Genomic DNA, 17,652 nt, shown 5'->3' with positions numbered 1-17,652 from the left:
GTTTACGGCTCCTCCCCAAGAATCATGTCGTCAAGCGCGCTGCCTTGCGGGACCATCGGATAGACGAGTTCGTCTCGAGAGACGACGAAGTCGACGAGCGCCGGACCCGGCGTCGCGAGCGCCTCCCGCCACGCCCGCTCCGCTTCGGCCTTCGTCTCCGCCCGCCATCCGGGCACGCCGTACGCTTCCGCTAGCTTGACGAAGTCGGGACTGCCCGACAGATCGATATGGCTGAACCGCTCCTCATGGATCAGCTTCTGCCACTGCCGAATCATGCCGAGCGTGCGGTTGTTGACGACGACGATCTTGACCGGCACGCGATGGATCGCGCAGACGGCCAGCTCCTGGGCGCACATCTGCATCCCTCCGTCGCCGTTGATCGAGACGACCACGCGATCCGGGTTGCCGATCTGAGCGCCGATCGCCGACGGAAAGCCGAAGCCCATCGTCCCGAGCCCGCCCGAAGTGAGCAGCGAGCGAGGCCGGCGAAAACGATAAAACTGCGCGGTCCACATTTGATGCTGGCCCACGTCCGTCGTGACGATCGCTTCGCCCTTCGTCGTCCGGTCGATCATCTCGATGACGTACTGCGGCTTCAGCTCCGTCTCGCTGTCTCGGTAGGCGAGCGGGAACCGCAGCCGCAGCTCCGTCAGGCGCCGAATCCACGCCTCTCGATCCTCGGAAGCCGGCGGCTCTCCGATTCTCTCGTTCAACCAGGCCAACGTCTCGCGGGCGTCGCCCAAGACGCCGTAGGCGGTCGGCACCAGCTTCCCGATCTCGGCCGCGTCGATGTCGATATGCGCGATCTCCGCGCGCGGCGCGAACGCGCTCAGCTTCATCGTCACCCGATCGTCGAACCGGGCGCCGACGGAGAGCAGCAGATCGCACTCCTGCAGCGCCGTATTCGCTGTCACCGTCCCATGCATGCCGGGCATGCCGAGCCATAACGGGTGATCCCCGGGAAAGCCGCCCAGTCCGAGCAGCGTCGTCGTCACCGGAATGCGCGACCTCGTCGCGAAGGCGACGAGCTCCTCGCTCGCGTTCGCGTGGACGACGCCCCCCCCGGCCAGCACGAGCGGTCGAGACGCTTCGCCGAGGCGCGCCAAGAGGCGCGCCGCCGCCGCTTCGTCCACCCCTCGCGCGCCGGGCTCGTATCCCGGCGGGGGCCCCGCCCGCTCCGGGTAGACGAAGTCGGTCGTCGCCGCGGAGACGTCCTTCGGAATGTCTACCAGCACCGGACCTCGCCTGCCCGTTCCGGCGATCAGGAACGCCTCCCGCAATATCCGGGACAGGTCCTCCACCTTGCGCACGGAATAACTGTGCTTCGTGATCGGTTGGGTGATGCCGACGATGTCGGCCTCTTGGAACGCGTCCGTTCCCGTAAATTCGGTCGCGACGTTCCCCGTGATTACGACCATGGGGACGGAATCCATGTAGGCGGTGGCGATCCCCGTGACAAGGTTCGTCGCCCCCGGCCCGGATGTCGCGATGCAAACGCCCGTCTTGCCGGTCGCCCGCGCATAGCCGTCCGCCGCATGAACGGCGCCCTGTTCGTGGCGCGTCAGCACGTGGCGGAAGCCCTCATGCCCGTGCAGGGCGTCGTACATGTACAACACGGCGCCGCCCGGATAACCGAATACGCACTCCACGCCTTCCAGCAGCAGCGTGCGCAGCATAATTTCGGAGCCGGTCAACCGTTCCGGCCCCGAGCCCCTCTCTTGTTTACTCCGATCTCTCATCGCAATCCCTCCTCGCCGATGTCGGCGACTTGAACGTACCACGGGATAACGAGAAGGAAACTACTCTTTCGAACACTCCGGTAGTATACTAATAGATATTTTTTTCGGATCGATTCGGGCGGATAAGGGAGGGGACTGCAATGTCCGAGGAGAAGAAATGCGAGCGGTGGGAAGGAAATCGTCTCGAGGACGGGTTCGAGAGCCGCGGGGACATCCCCGCCGGGCGCTGCGCCGGCGACCGTGCCGAGAGCCGCGCGGCGGAGCGCCTCGGCGATCGGCTCGGCGCGCTGCAACGGCGCTTGTTCGTCGGGCGCGCCTTCGAGCTGGGCTTCTTCGCCGCCTTCCTCGGCCGCGGCTCGACCCGCGCGGAACGCGTCGTGAACGTATACGGGGACAGCGGGATCGGGAAGAGCTTCCTGCTCGACCGGTGGCGGGAGCTCGCCGCGGAACGCGGCCGAGCCGCGGTATTCGTCGATATAAGGGGGGCGGGGCGAAGCATAGACGTTGAGAACGCGATAAGCGACGCATGGCGCGGCGCGGCGGACGACGCCGTTCTCGTCTTGGACCACTGCGACGAGCTGGGCGCCGCGGAGCAATGGCTGCGGGAAAGCTTCCTCCCCGGTCTTCGCGCGGACGCGCTCGTCGTCATGGCGAGCCGGCGGCCGCTGGAAGGACCGTGGGCGATCGATCCGGCGTGGCGGTCGATGACCGTTCATCTGCGGCTCGAGCCGCTCGGCTACGAGGAGGTTCGCGAATACGCGGGCCGGCTGGGCCTATCCGACGAAGCGGGCGATTCGCTCTGGGTGCGATCCATGGGCCATCCGCTGGCGATGGCGCTCTGCGGCGCTTCGACGGCCGGCCCCGCGATGCTGTCGTACGACCGTCCGGAGCAGTGGGACGCGCTCGTGCGCCATTGGGCCGGGGAAGCCGAGAACGAAGCGCTCTCCGAGCTGCTCTCCGCCGCCTCCATCCCGCTTCGCTTCGATCAGGAGGCGCTGTCCGGCATCGTCGGCGAGGACGTGTCCGGCCTCCTCTTCGATCGGCTCGTCCGGCTGTCCTTCCTAAGACGGACGGAGCGCGGCTGGGGGATGCACGATACGATCCGCGACGCCTTCCGGCGGTCGCTGCGCGCCCGCAAGCCCTCGACCTTCGAGCGGTACCGGGAACGCTGGATCTCGTTCGTCGCGGTACGGCTGGAACGGCGCCTTAGCGAGCGTCGGCCGGTCGCGCAGGAGCTCGGCGAGCTGCTGCAATATCTCGGAAGCCCCGTGCTCCGCGCCCATTACCGACAGTCCGGCTTCTCCGCGAACTACTTGGAGCAAGCGGACGAATCGACGCTGCCCGAAGTCGAAGCGTACCTGCGCCGACGCCGGGATACCGCGAAGCGCGTTCGCATCCGATGCTCCGACCCGGAGAGCGGGACGATGTTCCGATACGACCTGGACGAGGAGCGGAGCCTGCTGCGTCTGACCGGCGTCGATCCGCGGCGCCTGCTCGAGTGGGACCGCCGGTCGCTGCGCATCGTGCGCGATCCGGCCGGCGCCGTCGTCGGCCTCGTCGCGGCGGTGCCGATCCATCGAGGAACGATCCCGCATCTCCGCGAGTGGATCGTCGCCCGCGCGTATTTCGCTTCGCTGAGCGACGACCGGCTGCGCCCGCTCCTCGCGCCGCCCGAACGGCCGGCGGGCTGGTTTCTGTTATCCGTGGACATGGACGACTTGGAGCGGGAGGATCGGCGGTCGGATATCGTCCGCATCATGCTGGACGCCGTCTTGTCCGGCGGATTGACGGTCGCTTCGCCGCCTCCGCTGCCGCATTACGAAGAAGTGCATAAGAGCATGGGCTTCGAGACGGTGCCCGGAGCCGTGCACTTCGATTACGACGGGACCACGCCGACGGCTACTTATGTCGCAGACGTACGCGACGACCGGCTGACGGCATGGCTGCGCGGAACGATCGGCCCATCGGTCCCCCAACGGGAAAAGCCGCTTCGCCTGGAAGGCGAGCGGCAGTTCGAATTCACGCCAAGGGAGGCCGAGGTCGCCAAGCATCTCGTGAACGGGGCGACGAACGGACAGATCGCCTCGCGACTGTATATCAGCGAGGCGGCCGTGAAGAAGCATATTCAATCCATGCTGGGCAAGGCCGAGGTGCGGAACCGCACGCAATTGGTCGCCCGGCTGCTCGAGCGGCCCTAATCCGCCAGATCGCGCTTCATCAGCGCGTACCGGAGGATCGCGCCGGCCAGGAGGCCCACGGCCGCGAACAGCATCGGACACCAGACCGGTCCGAGCGGGGTGCCGAACAAACGGAACAACGGAGAATACGTGATGCCGACCGTGCCGAAGAAGGCGCAGCCGACGAACGGCAGCGTGTCGTGGCGCCCCAGTCCGCCGCCTGCGTCCTTATACGCGTCGTAGATCGAAAACATATAAACGCAAGGATAAAACATAAGCCATTGGTAATCGACCTGGGCGATCGCGACCTCGATCTTCCCTTGAAAGCTGGATACGATGGCCGAGTTTAACTTGGCGCCCATGTTAATGAGCACCTCCAGCACAATTAGGACGACGCCTTTCAAGTACTTTCCGTTCAAAAATTGCCCGAATCCGGGCAACGCGACGCACCACAGCAGCATCTCATAGGGAGGGATATTCTTCTTCATGCGTTCCGTCCTTATCGTTCGCAAGCGCCTTGCGTATGGCGAGCGGCACACGGGGGATATTATCGGTTACGCCCAAGGTGTCTTGTGCAATACCCGATGACGGTAGCATCTGTCAATAATTGTTTAAATATACTCTCCCTTACGTTTCGAGAGCTCCGCTTCGTTCGCTCCGGTATTGCTGCGGCGAAACGCCGAATTCCTTCTTAAATACGCGATAGAAATACGTATAGCTCGGAAAGCCCGACGTTTCCGCGATGACCTCCAGGGGCGTCTGCGTATACAGCATTCGCTCCAGCGCGACCTTCAGCCGAACTTCTTGAGCGTATTGAATGATGCTTTTCCCGAAAAATTGCTTGTACAGATGCACCGCCCGCGACACGCTGACGTTGCAATGCCGGGCGAGATCCTTGAGCTGGAACAACGTCGTCGCCCGCTCCTCGATATAGTTCTTCATCCGATACGCCAGGAACGCGTTGCCCTTCATCGGACGCTGCTCGGAACAGAGGCGATCCACCGTCAGGCAGACGACGCGCATCAAATAGTCCAGCAGCATCGCGGATTGTTCGGACTGCCTGCGATGCTCCGCGATCATCTGCCGCCAGAGCGGCACGAGCGCTTCGTCCAGCGAGACACGCATCTTGACGGGACGAGGCTTCTGTTTCCACCATTCGTCCGCCCACGCCCCTCGGAAAAAGACAAAGTAATCGCCGCTCGCCACCGCGCGGCCGTTCCCGCGCTCCTCTTCCTCGACATGCAGCTCGTAAGGCATATCCGGGGCGTACAGCATTAGATCCCCCGGCTCCACCGGCACGAGCGCGCCGTCGATGCGGGTCCGGCACCGCCCCTCCGTCTGCAGGCGAAGCAAATAGTGCGTCTGCAGCCCTTCCTTCGCCACCACGTGGAACGGCTTCGTATGGTATGAGAAGGACGCAGACAATACCTCCACGCCTTGCATCCGTATGCCCTCCTTGTACATCCCTGTTTCGTTCGTTACCGCAGCGACTCGAGGCTCGCCTTAGGCGCGTACAACCGCTCGCCCTGGAGCTCCAGCGCGAAGTCGATGCGCTCGACCCGGCCCTCCGCGTCGGTCGTCCATCCGGCGGCCTCCCGCACGTTCCAATGGAGGCGATTCTGGCCGACGACGACCGTCGCCGTCTCGCGGACCGCGTCCCACACGACCGTCGCTCCCGTCTCCTCCGCCCAGGCGCGCAGCGGCACCCGCTCCTCGGACGCCGCGGACAAAATCGCCACGTCCCGCGACGGTTCGACGAGCGCCAGCAGCCGCGCATGCTCCGCCTCGCTGACGGCGCGGCTCCACTTCGGCTTCGTCACCTTGAAGGAGATCGGCTTCGTCTCTTCGGTTAACGCCGCGAATCGATACCCCTGCTCCCGAAAATACTCGATGATGTCCGGCAGCGCCTTCGCGCTCTCCTCGTGTCCCGCGCCGTCGTGCAGCAGCACGTTCATCTCGTGCGCCAGCTTCGTCCGCTTCACGTTCGCCACGATCTCGGAAGCCGGGACGCCGCGGCGCTTCGAATCGCCGGAATCGACGTTCCAATCGTGGATCTTGTAGCCGGCCTTCTCCAAGTAGTAGAAATAGAAGGCGTCGAAGTTTTTCGCCGTGCCGCCGGGCGCCCGCAGCAGCGAGACGCGTTCGCCCGTAATGTTTTCCAATATATCGTTCGTCCGCTCCGCCTGCTCCCAGAAGGAGGCGAAGCTGCCGTATAAGTCTTCGTATTTATGATCGTACGTATGATTGCCGAGAGCATGACCTTCCCGAACGATGCGGCGAATCGTCTCTTCCCGCGCCTCGGCTTGCTCCCCGAGCACGAAGAACGTCGCGGGCACGCCGTATTCCTTCAAGACGTCCAGCACCTGCGGCGTCCACTTGGACGGTCCATCGTCGAACGTCAAATAGACGGTAGGCTGCGAGGGTCCTTCCGGCGATGCGGCCTCGTCCCGCGTCGCGCCGCCGGTCCGGTCGCCGCTCGCGAGCCGGGCGAACAGCTCCGCGGGGTCGACCCAGGCCGTCGGCAGGGACACCGGCACGGTCGGCTCGACGGTCGGCTCGTCGGTCGCTTCGACAGCCGGCTCGGCGGCCGGTTCGGCGGCAGGCTCGGATGTCGTCGGCTCGGACGCCGTCTTCGGCTGCGGTTCATGCTCCGGCCTCGCAGGCGCGGCTTGCTTCGCCGGCTCGGCCGTCCGCGCGGCCGGCGCCTCCGGCATGGCCGACACGTCCGCCGCCTCCTTCGCGGTTTGCGGCCAAAGCATCAACAACAAGCACACCATCGTAAGGAACGCCACCCGCTTCGTCCAAGAACCTATCATTTCCGGTACCCTCCCAGATCATTTCGTAACGATTTGGTAGAGTATATGACCGGTTGATAGGAAATAGACTAGCGATTCTCGCCCGACGGCCTTATCGGATCGGCAGCCACTTCAACACGTCTTGGATTTTCTCGTCCCAGTACCCCCAGCTGTGGTCCCCGGGCCCTTCCTCGTACGTCAGATCCAATCCGGTCCGCCGGCAGGCGTCCCGGAACGCGACGTTATCCGCATAGAGGAAGTCCTCCGTCCCGCACCATTGATACAGCTTCGGTTTCGGGCCGTCCGCCGCGTCGACCTTCGCGAGCAGCGAAATCACGTCGTGCTCCGTCCCTTCCAGCTCCCGTCCGCCGAAAACTAAATCCAGCGACGGCTTGATCCACGGCTCCGGGTTCCGCGTCATCCGCAGCGCGTCGAGCGCGCCCGAGAGGCTCGCGGCCGCGGCCAGCTTGTCCGGACGATTGAGCGCCCACTTCATGGCCCCGTACCCGCCCATCGACAGCCCCGCCGCGAAATTGTCCTCGCGCTCCGCCGACAGCGGGAAGAACGAGCGGGCGAGCGCCGGAAGCTCCTCCGTCAGGAACGTCCAGTACCGTCCGCCGTATTCCATGTCCGCATAGAAGCTGCGGTGCACGTTCGGCATGACGATGGCGAGGCCCAAGGAAGCGGCGTACCGCTCCACCGACGTGCGGCGCGACCAGATCGTGTCGTCGTCCGACAAGCCGTGCAGCAGGTACAGCGTCGGGTACAGCTCGCGCGCGCTTCCCGCGCCGGCCATCCCGATTTGCGTATACGTCTTCTGCGGCAGGATGACCGTCATCGACGTGCTGAGCTGCAGCGCGTCCGAGAAAAAATCGCATCGTAACAAAGCCATGGCGCATTCTCCTTTTTCCGATTCCGTATGTATTACATCGGTTTTATCTTATCACGTTTTGAAGTAAGATGGCTCCAAGGAACTTATTCGGAAAACGAGGAGGCGTCGCACATGGCGCGATTCGCGGAGCCCGGCGGTTTCGTCCGCAGCTTCGGGCTCGATCGCGAGCGGGTGCCGTCGTTCCGGGCGTACCCGTTCGACATTCCGGCGCTGCGCTACCTGGACCGGCTCGAGCTGCACCCGAAGGTGACGTATATCGTCGGGGAGAACGGCATGGGGAAGTCGACGCTGCTGGAAGCGCTGGCCGTCGCGTGGGGGTTCAATCCGGAAGGCGGCACCGTCAACTTCAACTTCGCGACCGAGCCGTCGCATTCGCCGCTGCACGAATACATCCGTCTCGTGCGCGGCGCGCGCCGGCCGAGGGACGGCTTCTTTTTCCGGGCGGAAAGCTATTACAACGTGGCAAGCCATATCGAAGCGATGGATCGGGAGCCGGGACCCGGAGGGAAAATCATTCACTCCTATGGAGGCAAGTCGCTGCACGCGCAGTCGCACGGCGAGGCGTTCTTCGCGACGTTCCTGCATCGATTTCGGGGGGACGGGCTGTACGTGCTGGACGAGCCGGAGGCGGCCCTGTCCCCCGTTCGCCAGATGGCGCTGCTCGCCCGCATGCACGATCTCGTGGAGACGGGCTCGCAATTCGTCGTCTCGACGCACTCCCCGATCGTCATGGCGTATCCCGACAGCGTCCTCTATTACTTGACGCCGGACGGGATCGACGCGCGGACGCTCGAGGAGACCGATCATTACATCGTTATGAAGGAATTTCTTTCGAATAAAGATCGGATGCTGGCCGAGCTGCTTCGGGACGATTCCGATACAGAATAGTGTGCAGGTGGTAAAACCCCGCCGCCAAGACCGACGCCGCCACGGCCATCCAAGCGACGGGCGGCAGTCCTCCCCCATCGTACAGGAAGCCCATCGCGTAAGGTCCGACGACCCGGCCCACGGAGCCGACGCCGCCGACGATGCCGAGGTACAGCGGCGCCTCCTTCCCCCCGGCCTCCGACAGGAACGCGGGGACCGCCGGCGCGATCAGCATCTCGCCGAACGTGGCGAGAATCATGCCGAGCAACATGCCCGCGTAGCTCGGCACGATCAGGAAGCAGGCGAAGCCCGCCGCATACAGGACGGCGCTCGCCGTCATCTGGCTCGTGTAGCTTTGCGCGATCGTGCGGCGGAGCAGGCCGATGAGCGGCTGGGCGACGAAGATAAGCACGCCGTTCAGCGTCCAGAGCAGGCCGTACGCCGACTTCGGCATCCCCTCCGACAGGATGAACGGCGACACCCCGGAGTTCCAGACGGAGTTGCCGACGTTCAGCGCCAGACCGGCCAGCGCCAGGAACAGGTACACCCGAACGTTCGCGAGCGGCGCGTACCCGCCCGTCTTCTTCTTTCGTTCGGCGGGGCGAGCGGGCGCCTCGGCGCCTGTCCTTTTCAGGTAGAGCAGGAAAAAGACCGCGAACCCCGCCGACGTGACGCCGTTCGCCGCGAAGCTGAGCGCGTACGACACTTCCGCCAGGAAGCCGCTCGCGGCCGAGCCGACCGCGACGCCGATGTTGTTCGCGACGTACACCGCGTTGAACATCTCCGCGCGCCGCTCCGGGAAGCGGAAGCCGATGAACGATTGGATCGCGGGCGACGCCATCGCGTTGAACCAGCCGATCCAGCCGAGCAGCGCGACGAACGCCGGCCACGAATGGCCCGCGAACGGCAGCGCGAGCAGCCCGGCGCTGACGAGGGAAAGCGATCCGACGACCAGCCGCTTCACGCCGAGCCGATGGTACAGGGCGCCGCCCGCCAGCTGGCCGCATATCGAGCCGAGCGCGAAGACGACGAGCGCGAAGCCCGCGTCCGACATGCTGCGGCCGAGCTCGTCGAACGCGTACATGGAGATGAGCGGCCACATCAAGGAGCTGCCGGCCGAATTGATGAGGCTGGCGATCATAAACACTTGCATATCTTTCGAAAAATGACGCAACGAGGGCAGGTTCATAGCTTTAAAGAAACTCCGTTTCATTGGTGACCAGTGGTCGAATATTACTCCCAAGAATACTTCCGGCCCGAAGCCGCTGTCAATCGAAAGCCGGCGAAGGGGCGTTTTGGTATATGCTGCGGTAACGCGGTATGCTATGGACAAGCTTATTCCGTTGGAGGCGACTTTCTATATGAAGATGCATATGATCGGCAACGCCCATCTCGATCCGGTGTGGCTGTGGCAATGGCAGGAAGGCTTTCAGGAAGCGAAGGCGACGTTCCGTTCGGCGCTCGACCGGATCGCCGAATACGACGACTTCGTCTTTACGTCGAGCTCGGCGGTCATGTACGAGTGGATCGAACGGAACGAGCCGGCGATGTTCGAAGAGATCCGGCGGCGCGTCGCCGAAGGCCGGTGGGCGCTGTGCGGCGGCTGGTGGCTGCAGCCCGATTGCAACCTGCCCTCGGGCGAATCGTTCGTCCGGCAAGGCTTATACGGGCAGCGGTACTTCATGGAGAAGTTCGGCGTCACCGCGACGGTCGGCTACAATCCGGACAGCTTCGGCCACCACGGCATGCTGCCGCAAATTTTAAAGAAGAGCGGCATGGACTATTACGTCTTCATGCGGCCGCAGCCGCACGAGAAGGAGCTGCCGAGCCGGCTGTTCCGGTGGCGGTCGGACGACGGCTCCGAGGTGCTGACGTTCCGGATCCCGTTCGAGTATACGCGCTGGGGCAAGGAGCTGGACGAGCATGTGGCAAAGTGCGCCGGCGAGCTGCCCGTCTCCTTCGGGCACGTCATGTGCTTCTACGGCGTCGGCAACCACGGCGGCGGCCCGACGAAGGAAAACTTGGCAAGCATTGCGTCTTTGAGCGGCCGTGACGGCCTGCCGGAGCTTACGCTCAGCGATCCGGTCCGGTATTTCGCCGAGGTCGATCCGTCCTGGCCGATCCCCGTCGTGCACGACGAGCTTCAGATGCATGCGGTCGGCTGCTATTCCGTCCATTCCGGCATTAAGCGGTGGAATCGCGAGGCGGAAAACAAGCTGCTCGTCGCGGAGAAATTTTCCGCCGTCGCGAAGGACGTCGCGGGGCAGCCGTATCCGGCCGATTTCGAAGCCGCGTGGCGGCATGTGCTGTTCAATCAGTTCCACGACATTCTCGCCGGAACGAGCATCGAGCCCGCGTACGACGACGCGCGCGACATGCACGGCTACGCCATGACGATCGCGGCGACCGGGCTTAACTACGCCCTGCAGGCGCTCTCGTGGCGCATCGGCATCCCGGCGGAGGACGGCATGGTGCCGATCGTCGTCTTTAACCCGAACGCGTGGCCGGTCCGCGCCGAGGCGGCGCTGCAGTTCGGCCATCCCGGCCTCGTCGGCAAGAGCTTCCTGCGCGGCGACGAGGCGCTGCTCGACGACGAAGGCCGGCGCGTGCCGATGCAGGTCGTCCAATCGCTCGCGACGACCCGCTTCCGGCAGCGCATCGCCTTCATGGCCGACGTGCCCGCGCTCGGCTACCGCGTGTACCGCGTCGTCGCCGACGCGTCCGCGCCGGAGCTGCCGGCCGCCGCGGAGGCGACGCCGACGTCGGTCGAGAACGACCGGTACCGGCTCGCGATCGACCCGGCGACGGGCTGGATCGCGTCGCTGTACGACAAGCGCGCGGGCGTCGAAGCGTTCTCCGGCCCGGCGGCGCGGCCGGTCGTGCTGCACGACCCGAGCGACACGTGGGGGCACAACATGACGAAGTACGACGAGGAAATCGGCGTCTTTACGGCGCGCTCCGTGCGGCTCGTCGAGCACGGGCCGGTCAAGTCCGTCCTCCGCGTCGTCTCCGAATACGGCCGCTCGACGCTGACGCAGGACTTCATCGTCCGCGCCGGCGTCGACCCGATCGAGGTCGCGGTCACCGTCGACTGGCACGAGCGGTTTAAGATGCTCAAGCTGCGCTTCCCCGTCGACGTCGCGAACCCAGTCGCCACATATGAGATTCCGTACGGACACATCGTTCGGGAGACGGACGGCGACGAAGAGCCGGGGCAGAACTGGATCGACGTCTCCGGCGCGGCGCTCGGCGGGAGCGGCGTCTACGGCGTCAGCCTGCTGAACGACGGCAAGTACGCCTTCGACGTGCGCGGCGCGGAGATGAGCATGACCGTGCTGCGCTCTCCGATCTATGCGCATCATATCCCGGGCCCGATCGAGGAAGGCAAGGATTACGCGTTCATCGACCAAGGCGTGCAGCGGTTCTCCTATGCCCTGCTGCCGCATCGCGGCACGTGGAAGGACGCCGGCGCGGTGCGTCATGCCGCCGAGCTGAACCAGCGCGTCATCCCGCTGATGGAGACGTACCGCGACGGCCCGCTGCCGCAGGTCGGCTCGTTCGTCTCCGCGTCGCACGACGCGCTCGTCGTCGCCGCGATCAAGAAAGCCGAGGACGGCGACGACTTGATCGTCCGCTGCTATGAGGCGCACGGCGAGCCCGCCGCCGGCGCGGAAATTTCGCTCCCGCACCTCGGCCGCGTCATCCGCGCCGACTTCGGACCGTGCGAAATCAAGACGTTCCGCGTCCCGGCCGACGCGGCGGCTCCCATCGTCGAGACGAACCTGATCGAATGGGCGTAATAACGAACGAATCCCCCGCCCCGGTCTCGCGACCGACGGCGGGGGATTTTTCGCGATTTATACGGAAATCCTCCCTTTAGTCCATCGTTTCCTGAAACGATCCGACGCTTATGCGGAAATCCTCCCACTAATGTGAACGAATTGGCCCATTTGCCATTCCATCGTCCCGATTAGCTCCGCTTTTTCCCTCTAAATCATGGAATCGGGCTCTTCATTGACCAATTAGAAGGAGGTTTTCCCGCAAAGTCGCTCCGCCGTCAGTCGGCGGCGGCGGGGTATTCCTCGGCGCCGGCCTTCGTGGCGCGGTATTGCGTCAGCTCGCCGTCCTTCATGTAGTAGACGGAATAGGCGTCCGCCGTCGGATCGTCGCCGAATTCGACGACGAGCTGCGCGAGCATGTTCCCTCCGGCGAAGCCCTGCGCGTCGATCGAGATGACCTTCTCGTCATATGCGTAGCCTTCAGTCCCGAAGTCATACCGCCATATCAAGTAGTTCATGTCGTCAACCTGCGCCTCCGGCTCGCCGTACAGCGCCTTGACGTCGTCCGTCGAGCGTCCGATCAGGTCTTCGGCCTTCAAGCGCTCCGGCGCGTCCGCCGCCGGCTCTTCCGCGGCCGGCTCTTCGGCGGCCGCCTCCTGTACGGGCGACTCGGCTTCCGGCTGTTCCGCAGCCGGCTGTTCCGGCGCGGGCTGCTCCGTCGTCGGCTCCTCCTTCGCCGGTTCCTCCATCGCAGGCTGTTCCGCAGCCGGCTGCTCCGCCGGAGGCGGCGACGCCTCCTTCGGTTCCTCCGACGCGCATGCCGCGAGCCCCGCCGCCAACAATCCGATCATCATTGCGTACCCGATGTTTTTCATCCGCAAGCGTCTCCTCTTCCGATCTCCCTAAGGGTTCTCTGTAATATAAAACTCCTTCATCATCAGCTGGAAGCGCGCGCCGTAGCCTTCTTCCGCTTCCAAGAAATACTTCTGCTTCGCCACGAAGCTGCCGCCGGCGCCGTCGTCGATCGCCAGGTACCGCACGACCGGGTCATTCCACGCGAGCCCGCCCGTGCCGCCGACCGCGTACACCTCCCAGCCGGCGGTCGGAAATTCAACCTTGCGGGGACCGAGCACCGTCGGCTCGCGCTCGACCGAGGCGGCCAGCGCCTTCGCGACGTCGGCCGGCGCGCCGTCCGTATGCGAAATTTCCATATACACCTCCGGGTATCCGGGCCCCGGCGGTTCGACGGGGACGATCCGATCGACGCCGTCGACGCGGTCCATGCGGAATCGCGCTTCATCGAAGTAGATGACGTATCCCGCCGTCCCTTCTTGCAGCTCGACCTCCGTCGATTCGGGCAACCCCTCCAGCGGCTCCTCGACCGTCTTCTGCGGGGCGAACCACGACTTCACCTCGGCGACGAACGCTTGCCCCGGAGGCGACGCGGCGAGGAACGCCCCCAGCATCGCGACCGCCGCGGCCGAACCGACGGCGGCGCGGCGCAGGCGGCGCCGCCGGACGGGAGACGGCGCCGCCTCCTCCGCGGCCTCCTCGCGGTCGGTCGGCTCCGCCGCGAGCCGCTCGGCGATCCGGGACCATACGTCCTCCTGCATCCGGGAGGCCGGTTCGGTCGCCCGCCGCAAGCTCGTTTTCAACCGTTCGTCGAATGCGTCAGCCATCCCCGTTCCCCCCTCCGTCCCGGATCATCCGCGTCTTCAGCTTCTTCTTCCCCTGGTGCAGTCTCGACTTCACCGTGTTCACGTTCAGCCCCATGACGTCCGCGATCTCCCGATCCGTCAGGTCGTTGACGTATTTCAGCACGATCGGAAGACGGAACGGCTCCTCCAGCTCCCGGACCAGCCGGTATAAGGCATCCTCTTCCTCGAACGCGTACGTATCGCGCTCCGCCGGCAAATGCCGCGACTCGTCGAGCTCCATCGGGATCGCCTTCGCCTGCTTCTTCAAGCTTCGATTGCACTCGTTGATCAGAATCGCGTGAAACCACGACCGGAACGGCCTCGATTCGTCGTACGACCCTATATGGCGATACACCCGGACGAACGTCTCCTGCACCGCGTCCGCCGCCGTCATCCGGTCGAAGACGACCGCGTGCGCCGTTCGCAGCGCTCCGTCGGCGTAGAGACGGTAGAGAGCCTCGAACGCATCGCCGTCTCCCGCCTTGATGTTCCGTACGAGCTCTTGTTCCTCCACCGCGCCTCCTCCGTTTCTTCGCCGAACGTCCTTTCACTTAGGTAATACCCTGCGACCCCGCAACAAAGTTTTCGTTCCAGAAAAAAAAAGACGCCTCTCGGCGTCGGGAACGGCCGCCCCGCGAATTACGAATCCGCGAGGCGCGTGAGAATCAAATACAAACATACGGCGTTGACGACCGCGAGCGCGGGTACGCCGAGCACGAAGCTCATATGTTTCGTCTTATGCCGGAACGCCAGCATCCCCGCCCAGACGCCCAGCGCGCCGCCGACCGCCGCGTACGTGAAGAGGCGCCGCTCCGATACGCGCCATCGGCTGCGGCGGGATTGCTCCTTGTCGTGCTTCATCAGGAAAAACCCGATGACGTTCACGAGCGCGAGGTAGATCCAGACGTAGTTCACGGCAGATGCTCCCGGCAGAACGCCTCGATCGCCTCGAGCTCCTCCGCTTCCAGCTCGAAGTCGAGGTATTTCTCGGTCGAGCGCTCCAGCAGCTCGTACTTCACGATGCCCGACCGCGCTTCCTCGACGCCGTAGACGACCCGGACGGAGAGGCCCTGCTCCGAATACAGCTCGTCGTCCTCCTCCACCTCGAGGTCCAAATAAAACTCGTACCGCGCTCCGGGCAAGATGCCGAACGGGTCTTTAATCTGCTCGGCGCTGAACGCGCTGATTTCCACCATGGGACCGACTTCCTTTCCGTCTTGTCTCTCCATTATAGCCCATAGCCGTTCGCGCTTCATCTTCATACGTTAGCAATAGCTAGGGACAGTTCGACGGGAGGAAGGAGTGGGTCGGCATGGCGGGAAAATCGGGAGCGGCGAAAAGAAGAACGATCCCGTACCACAATACGCTCCAATGGTACACGCGCATCGTGACGTCCGAAACGTGCGCCGTATGCAAGAGCCAGTGCGCTCGGGGCATCGAATATATGGAGCAAATGAGCAAGCCGGGCGCCGTCGGCCGCGGCGTGCCTTGCGTATTGACCGCGTATAAGATTTCGCCCAAATAAGCGTGAATGTCGAGCCCGGCGCTCCGCCGCCGGACGGGTTCTCCGCCTGCGATAGCTAGGCATCGTCTCCTTTACCATACCTTACCCATCCGACGGCAGGGGATGCAACTTCGCTTGACTTGCCGCGAAAGTCTTGAAACCTCGCGGAATCCTCGGTATAGTAGAAAGGATAGATTTGAAAAAACCGGATATCTTAGGTTGAATGAGCCAGATTGAAAGCTGGACATAAGCCAAATAGCATGCGGCCGGAACGCCGCGGACTATTTGGCTTTTTCATTTTCCCGAAAGGTTGATCGACATGTCGTTGGATCGGAAGGATACCGCGCTGCTTGAGCACGCCTTTATGCACGCGCCCATCGGTAAGGCGCTGGTCGGACTCGACGGGCGCTGTATGCAAGTGAATCGTTCGTTGTGCGAGCTGCTCGGGTATTCCGAACAGGAACTGCAGACGTACACGTTCCATACCGTCACGCACCCTGACGATCTGGACTTGGACGAACGCAACGTGCAGCGCCTGCTCGACGGGCATGCCGGTTCGTACCGCATCGAGAAGCGCTACCTGACGCGCTCGGGCGACGTCGTCTGGGCGATTCTGAGCGTATCCCTCGTCCGTTCGCCGGAAGGGGCCCCGCTCTTCTTCGTGTCCCAAATTCAGGATATTACGGAGCGGAAGCAGCTGGAGCAGGTCCATCAAGAGAGCGAGCGGCTGTTCCGGCTGCTGGCGGAGCATTCGGCGGATATGATCGCTAGACACTCTCCCGACAACGTGTGCTTGTACGTCTCTCCTTCGTGCGAACGCATCCTGGGGTACGCGCCGGAGGAGCTCATCGGCGTCTCCGCATACGAATTCATCCATCCCGACGACGCGAAGTCGCTGCGGGAGGAGTCGCACCTCCCTTCCGACGGTCCGGACGAGCGGCTTCTCGTCTTTCGGACCCGCCGGAAGGACGGCGCGTACGTTTGGCTGGAAACCAGCTGCAACGTGCTGCGGGACGAGACCGGCGCCGTTCGGGAGACGATCAGCGTGCTCCGGGACGTTACCTTGCAGAAGCGCTATATCGAGGAGAACGATCGGCTGCGCCACCACCGGGAGCGGATCGAGGAAGACCTGCAGCGAAGCGAAGACAACTACCGCAGGTTGGTGGAGGACTTCCCGGAAGCGATCGTGTTGGCGAAGGGCGAACGCTGGATGTACGTGAACGACGCCGCGGCCCGGCTGCTCGGCGCCTCCAAGGAGGAGCTGCTCCGGCGCAATGCATACGATACCGTGCATCCGGAGTTCCACGACCGCATCCGGCTGCGCATCGAACAAGTGGAAGGCCGGCGCGAGCCGCTCGAGTCGATGGAAGAGAAGCTCGTCCGCATGGACGGCCAGATCATCGACGTCGAGATCGTCTGCATTCCGGCCGTTTATGAGAAGATCGAGATGCGATGCCTCCTCATTCGCAACATTACGGAGCAGAAGCGGACGCAGGATTTGATCGTCCATTCGGAGAAGCTCGCCGTCGCGGGGCAATTCGCCGCGGCCATCGCGCACGAAATCCGCAATCCGCTGACGGCCATCAAGGGCTTCATGCAGCTCCTGATGCGCGATATGACGACGGACAAGTCCCGCTTCTTCGACGTCATCTTCGCGGAGATGAATCGGATCGAGATGATCACGAACGAGCTGCTCATTCTGGCGAAGCCACAGCTGATCAAGTTCACGAAGAAGGACGTCCGCTTCCTCATGCAGCAGGTCGTCTCGTTCATGGACGCCCAAGCGAACATGAACAACGTGCTCATTCAAGTCGATTACGGAACCGGCGACTTGGTCGCGTCCTGCGACGAAAACCAGCTGAAGCAGGTGTTCATTAACTTCATCAAGAACGCCATCGAAGCGATGCCGGACGGCGGCATCATCAAGATCCAGATGCGCCGGTCGGCCGGGAACGTCGCGGAAATCCGGTTCATCGACCAAGGCGTCGGCATCGCCGAGGAGGAACTCGCGAAGCTCGGCGAGCCGTTCTTCACGACGAAGGAGTCGGGCACCGGACTCGGGCTGATGGTAACGAAGCGGATCGTACAGCAGCACGAAGGCGACGTCCGGTTCCGCAGCAAGCTGGGCGAGGGCACGACCGTCGAGATGACGCTGCCCATCGCGTGATCTAACCAAACCTTTCCCCCGACACCCTCGGACGG

Annotated in this window: 16 protein-coding genes; 5 read left to right on the top strand and 11 right to left on the bottom strand. The window is 63.9% G+C overall.

Features of this window, described 5'->3' with window-relative positions; genetic code table 11:
* Positions 1–2 precede the first annotated feature (2 nt).
* Positions 3–1,739: a biosynthetic-type acetolactate synthase large subunit gene (gene ilvB / locus FE782_RS16395; RefSeq protein ID WP_138195300.1), complete on the bottom strand. Its 1,737-nt coding sequence runs from the start codon at positions 1,737–1,739 to the stop codon at positions 3–5.
* Between the two features lie 140 nt (positions 1,740–1,879).
* On the opposite strand from ilvB, the gene FE782_RS16390 reads away from it, so the two are divergent.
* Positions 1,880–3,937 carry a LuxR C-terminal-related transcriptional regulator gene (locus FE782_RS16390; RefSeq protein WP_138195299.1) on the top strand — a complete coding sequence of 686 codons (2,058 nt, stop codon included), beginning with the start codon at positions 1,880–1,882 and terminating at the stop codon, positions 3,935–3,937.
* On the opposite strand, the gene FE782_RS16385 is transcribed toward FE782_RS16390, so the two are convergent.
* From FE782_RS16385 to FE782_RS16370, 4 genes are all read right to left on the bottom strand, one after another.
* The gene (locus FE782_RS16385; RefSeq protein WP_138195298.1) at positions 3,934–4,404 is read right to left on the bottom strand and encodes a hypothetical protein; all 471 of its coding nucleotides are present in this window, start codon (positions 4,402–4,404) and stop codon (positions 3,934–3,936) included. The genes FE782_RS16390 and FE782_RS16385 overlap by 4 nt on opposite strands.
* A gap of 139 nt (positions 4,405–4,543) precedes the next feature.
* Positions 4,544–5,359 carry a helix-turn-helix transcriptional regulator gene (locus tag FE782_RS16380; protein ID WP_138195296.1) on the bottom strand — a complete coding sequence of 272 codons (816 nt, stop codon included), beginning with the start codon at positions 5,357–5,359 and terminating at the stop codon, positions 4,544–4,546.
* 35 nt (positions 5,360–5,394) lie between these two features.
* Positions 5,395–6,732, bottom strand: a complete 1,338-nt coding sequence (locus tag FE782_RS16375) for a polysaccharide deacetylase family protein (protein WP_238392517.1) — start codon at positions 6,730–6,732, stop codon at positions 5,395–5,397.
* A gap of 91 nt (positions 6,733–6,823) precedes the next feature.
* Positions 6,824–7,603 (bottom strand): alpha/beta hydrolase, encoded by a 780-nt coding sequence (locus tag FE782_RS16370; RefSeq protein WP_138195295.1) that lies wholly within the window; start codon positions 7,601–7,603, stop codon positions 6,824–6,826.
* 111 nt (positions 7,604–7,714) lie between these two features.
* Between FE782_RS16370 and FE782_RS16365 the strand changes: the two genes are divergently transcribed.
* Positions 7,715–8,491 (top strand): AAA family ATPase, encoded by a 777-nt coding sequence (locus FE782_RS16365; RefSeq protein WP_138195294.1) that lies wholly within the window; start codon positions 7,715–7,717, stop codon positions 8,489–8,491.
* Here the strand turns inward: FE782_RS16365 and FE782_RS16360 are convergent.
* The gene (locus tag FE782_RS16360) at positions 8,418–9,659 is read right to left on the bottom strand and encodes an MFS transporter (RefSeq protein ID WP_138195292.1); all 1,242 of its coding nucleotides are present in this window, start codon (positions 9,657–9,659) and stop codon (positions 8,418–8,420) included. The two genes, FE782_RS16365 and FE782_RS16360, sit on opposite strands and share 74 nt — an antisense overlap.
* Positions 9,660–9,831: 172 nt before the next feature.
* On the opposite strand from FE782_RS16360, the gene FE782_RS16355 reads away from it, so the two are divergent.
* Positions 9,832–12,270, top strand: a complete 2,439-nt coding sequence (locus tag FE782_RS16355; RefSeq protein ID WP_138195291.1) for an alpha-mannosidase — start codon at positions 9,832–9,834, stop codon at positions 12,268–12,270.
* 257 nt (positions 12,271–12,527) lie between these two features.
* Here FE782_RS16355 and FE782_RS32625 read toward each other — a convergent pair whose 3' ends face one another.
* From FE782_RS32625 to FE782_RS16330, 5 genes are all read right to left on the bottom strand, one after another.
* Positions 12,528–13,124 carry a hypothetical protein gene (locus tag FE782_RS32625; RefSeq protein WP_202914545.1) on the bottom strand — a complete coding sequence of 199 codons (597 nt, stop codon included), beginning with the start codon at positions 13,122–13,124 and terminating at the stop codon, positions 12,528–12,530.
* A 27-nt stretch (positions 13,125–13,151) separates the two neighbouring features.
* Positions 13,152–13,928 carry a hypothetical protein gene (locus FE782_RS16345; RefSeq protein WP_138195290.1) on the bottom strand — a complete coding sequence of 259 codons (777 nt, stop codon included), beginning with the start codon at positions 13,926–13,928 and terminating at the stop codon, positions 13,152–13,154.
* Positions 13,921–14,460 (bottom strand): RNA polymerase sigma factor, encoded by a 540-nt coding sequence (locus FE782_RS16340; RefSeq protein ID WP_138195289.1) that lies wholly within the window; start codon positions 14,458–14,460, stop codon positions 13,921–13,923. The genes FE782_RS16345 and FE782_RS16340 overlap by 8 nt, the downstream gene beginning before the upstream one ends.
* 125 nt (positions 14,461–14,585) lie before the next feature.
* Positions 14,586–14,861 (bottom strand): DUF1294 domain-containing protein, encoded by a 276-nt coding sequence (locus FE782_RS16335; RefSeq protein WP_138195288.1) that lies wholly within the window; start codon positions 14,859–14,861, stop codon positions 14,586–14,588.
* Positions 14,858–15,142, bottom strand: coding sequence for a DUF6509 family protein (locus tag FE782_RS16330; protein WP_138195287.1), 285 nt, complete (start codon positions 15,140–15,142; stop codon positions 14,858–14,860). The genes FE782_RS16335 and FE782_RS16330 overlap by 4 nt, the downstream gene beginning before the upstream one ends.
* 116 nt (positions 15,143–15,258) lie before the next feature.
* Between FE782_RS16330 and FE782_RS16325 the strand changes: the two genes are divergently transcribed.
* Positions 15,259–15,471 carry a hypothetical protein gene (locus FE782_RS16325; RefSeq protein WP_138195286.1) on the top strand — a complete coding sequence of 71 codons (213 nt, stop codon included), beginning with the start codon at positions 15,259–15,261 and terminating at the stop codon, positions 15,469–15,471.
* Positions 15,472–15,769: 298 nt separating this feature from the next.
* On the top strand, positions 15,770–17,617 hold the full coding sequence (locus FE782_RS16320; RefSeq protein WP_138195285.1) for a PAS domain S-box protein: 1,848 nt from the start codon (positions 15,770–15,772) through the stop codon (positions 17,615–17,617).
* Positions 17,618–17,652 lie beyond the last annotated feature (35 nt).

This window comes from Paenibacillus antri (assembly GCF_005765165.1).
GTDB lineage: Bacteria > Bacillota > Bacilli > Paenibacillales > YIM-B00363 > Paenibacillus_AE > Paenibacillus_AE antri.
The sequence above is the reverse complement of the archived record's forward strand: the minus strand, read 5'-3'. Positions and strand labels throughout refer to the sequence as shown.

What these genes read in the sequence shown, in the direction of transcription:
- ilvB (WP_138195300.1), bottom strand. Translation starts at nt 1,739, where the DNA reads ATGAGAGATCGGAGTAAACAAGAGAGGGGCTCGGGGCCGGAACGGTTG.
- FE782_RS16390 (WP_138195299.1), top strand. Translation starts at nt 1,880, where the DNA reads ATGTCCGAGGAGAAGAAATGCGAGCGGTGGGAAGGAAATCGTCTCGAG.
- FE782_RS16385 (WP_138195298.1), bottom strand. Translation starts at nt 4,404, where the DNA reads ATGAAGAAGAATATCCCTCCCTATGAGATGCTGCTGTGGTGCGTCGCG.
- FE782_RS16380 (WP_138195296.1), bottom strand. Translation starts at nt 5,359, where the DNA reads ATGCAAGGCGTGGAGGTATTGTCTGCGTCCTTCTCATACCATACGAAG.
- FE782_RS16375 (WP_238392517.1), bottom strand. Translation starts at nt 6,732, where the DNA reads ATGATAGGTTCTTGGACGAAGCGGGTGGCGTTCCTTACGATGGTGTGC.
- FE782_RS16370 (WP_138195295.1), bottom strand. Translation starts at nt 7,603, where the DNA reads ATGGCTTTGTTACGATGCGATTTTTTCTCGGACGCGCTGCAGCTCAGC.
- FE782_RS16365 (WP_138195294.1), top strand. Translation starts at nt 7,715, where the DNA reads ATGGCGCGATTCGCGGAGCCCGGCGGTTTCGTCCGCAGCTTCGGGCTC.
- FE782_RS16360 (WP_138195292.1), bottom strand. Translation starts at nt 9,659, where the DNA reads ATGAACCTGCCCTCGTTGCGTCATTTTTCGAAAGATATGCAAGTGTTT.
- FE782_RS16355 (WP_138195291.1), top strand. Translation starts at nt 9,832, where the DNA reads ATGAAGATGCATATGATCGGCAACGCCCATCTCGATCCGGTGTGGCTG.
- FE782_RS32625 (WP_202914545.1), bottom strand. Translation starts at nt 13,124, where the DNA reads ATGAAAAACATCGGGTACGCAATGATGATCGGATTGTTGGCGGCGGGG.
- FE782_RS16345 (WP_138195290.1), bottom strand. Translation starts at nt 13,928, where the DNA reads ATGGCTGACGCATTCGACGAACGGTTGAAAACGAGCTTGCGGCGGGCG.
- FE782_RS16330 (WP_138195287.1), bottom strand. Translation starts at nt 15,142, where the DNA reads ATGGTGGAAATCAGCGCGTTCAGCGCCGAGCAGATTAAAGACCCGTTC.
- FE782_RS16325 (WP_138195286.1), top strand. Translation starts at nt 15,259, where the DNA reads ATGGCGGGAAAATCGGGAGCGGCGAAAAGAAGAACGATCCCGTACCAC.
- FE782_RS16320 (WP_138195285.1), top strand. Translation starts at nt 15,770, where the DNA reads ATGTCGTTGGATCGGAAGGATACCGCGCTGCTTGAGCACGCCTTTATG.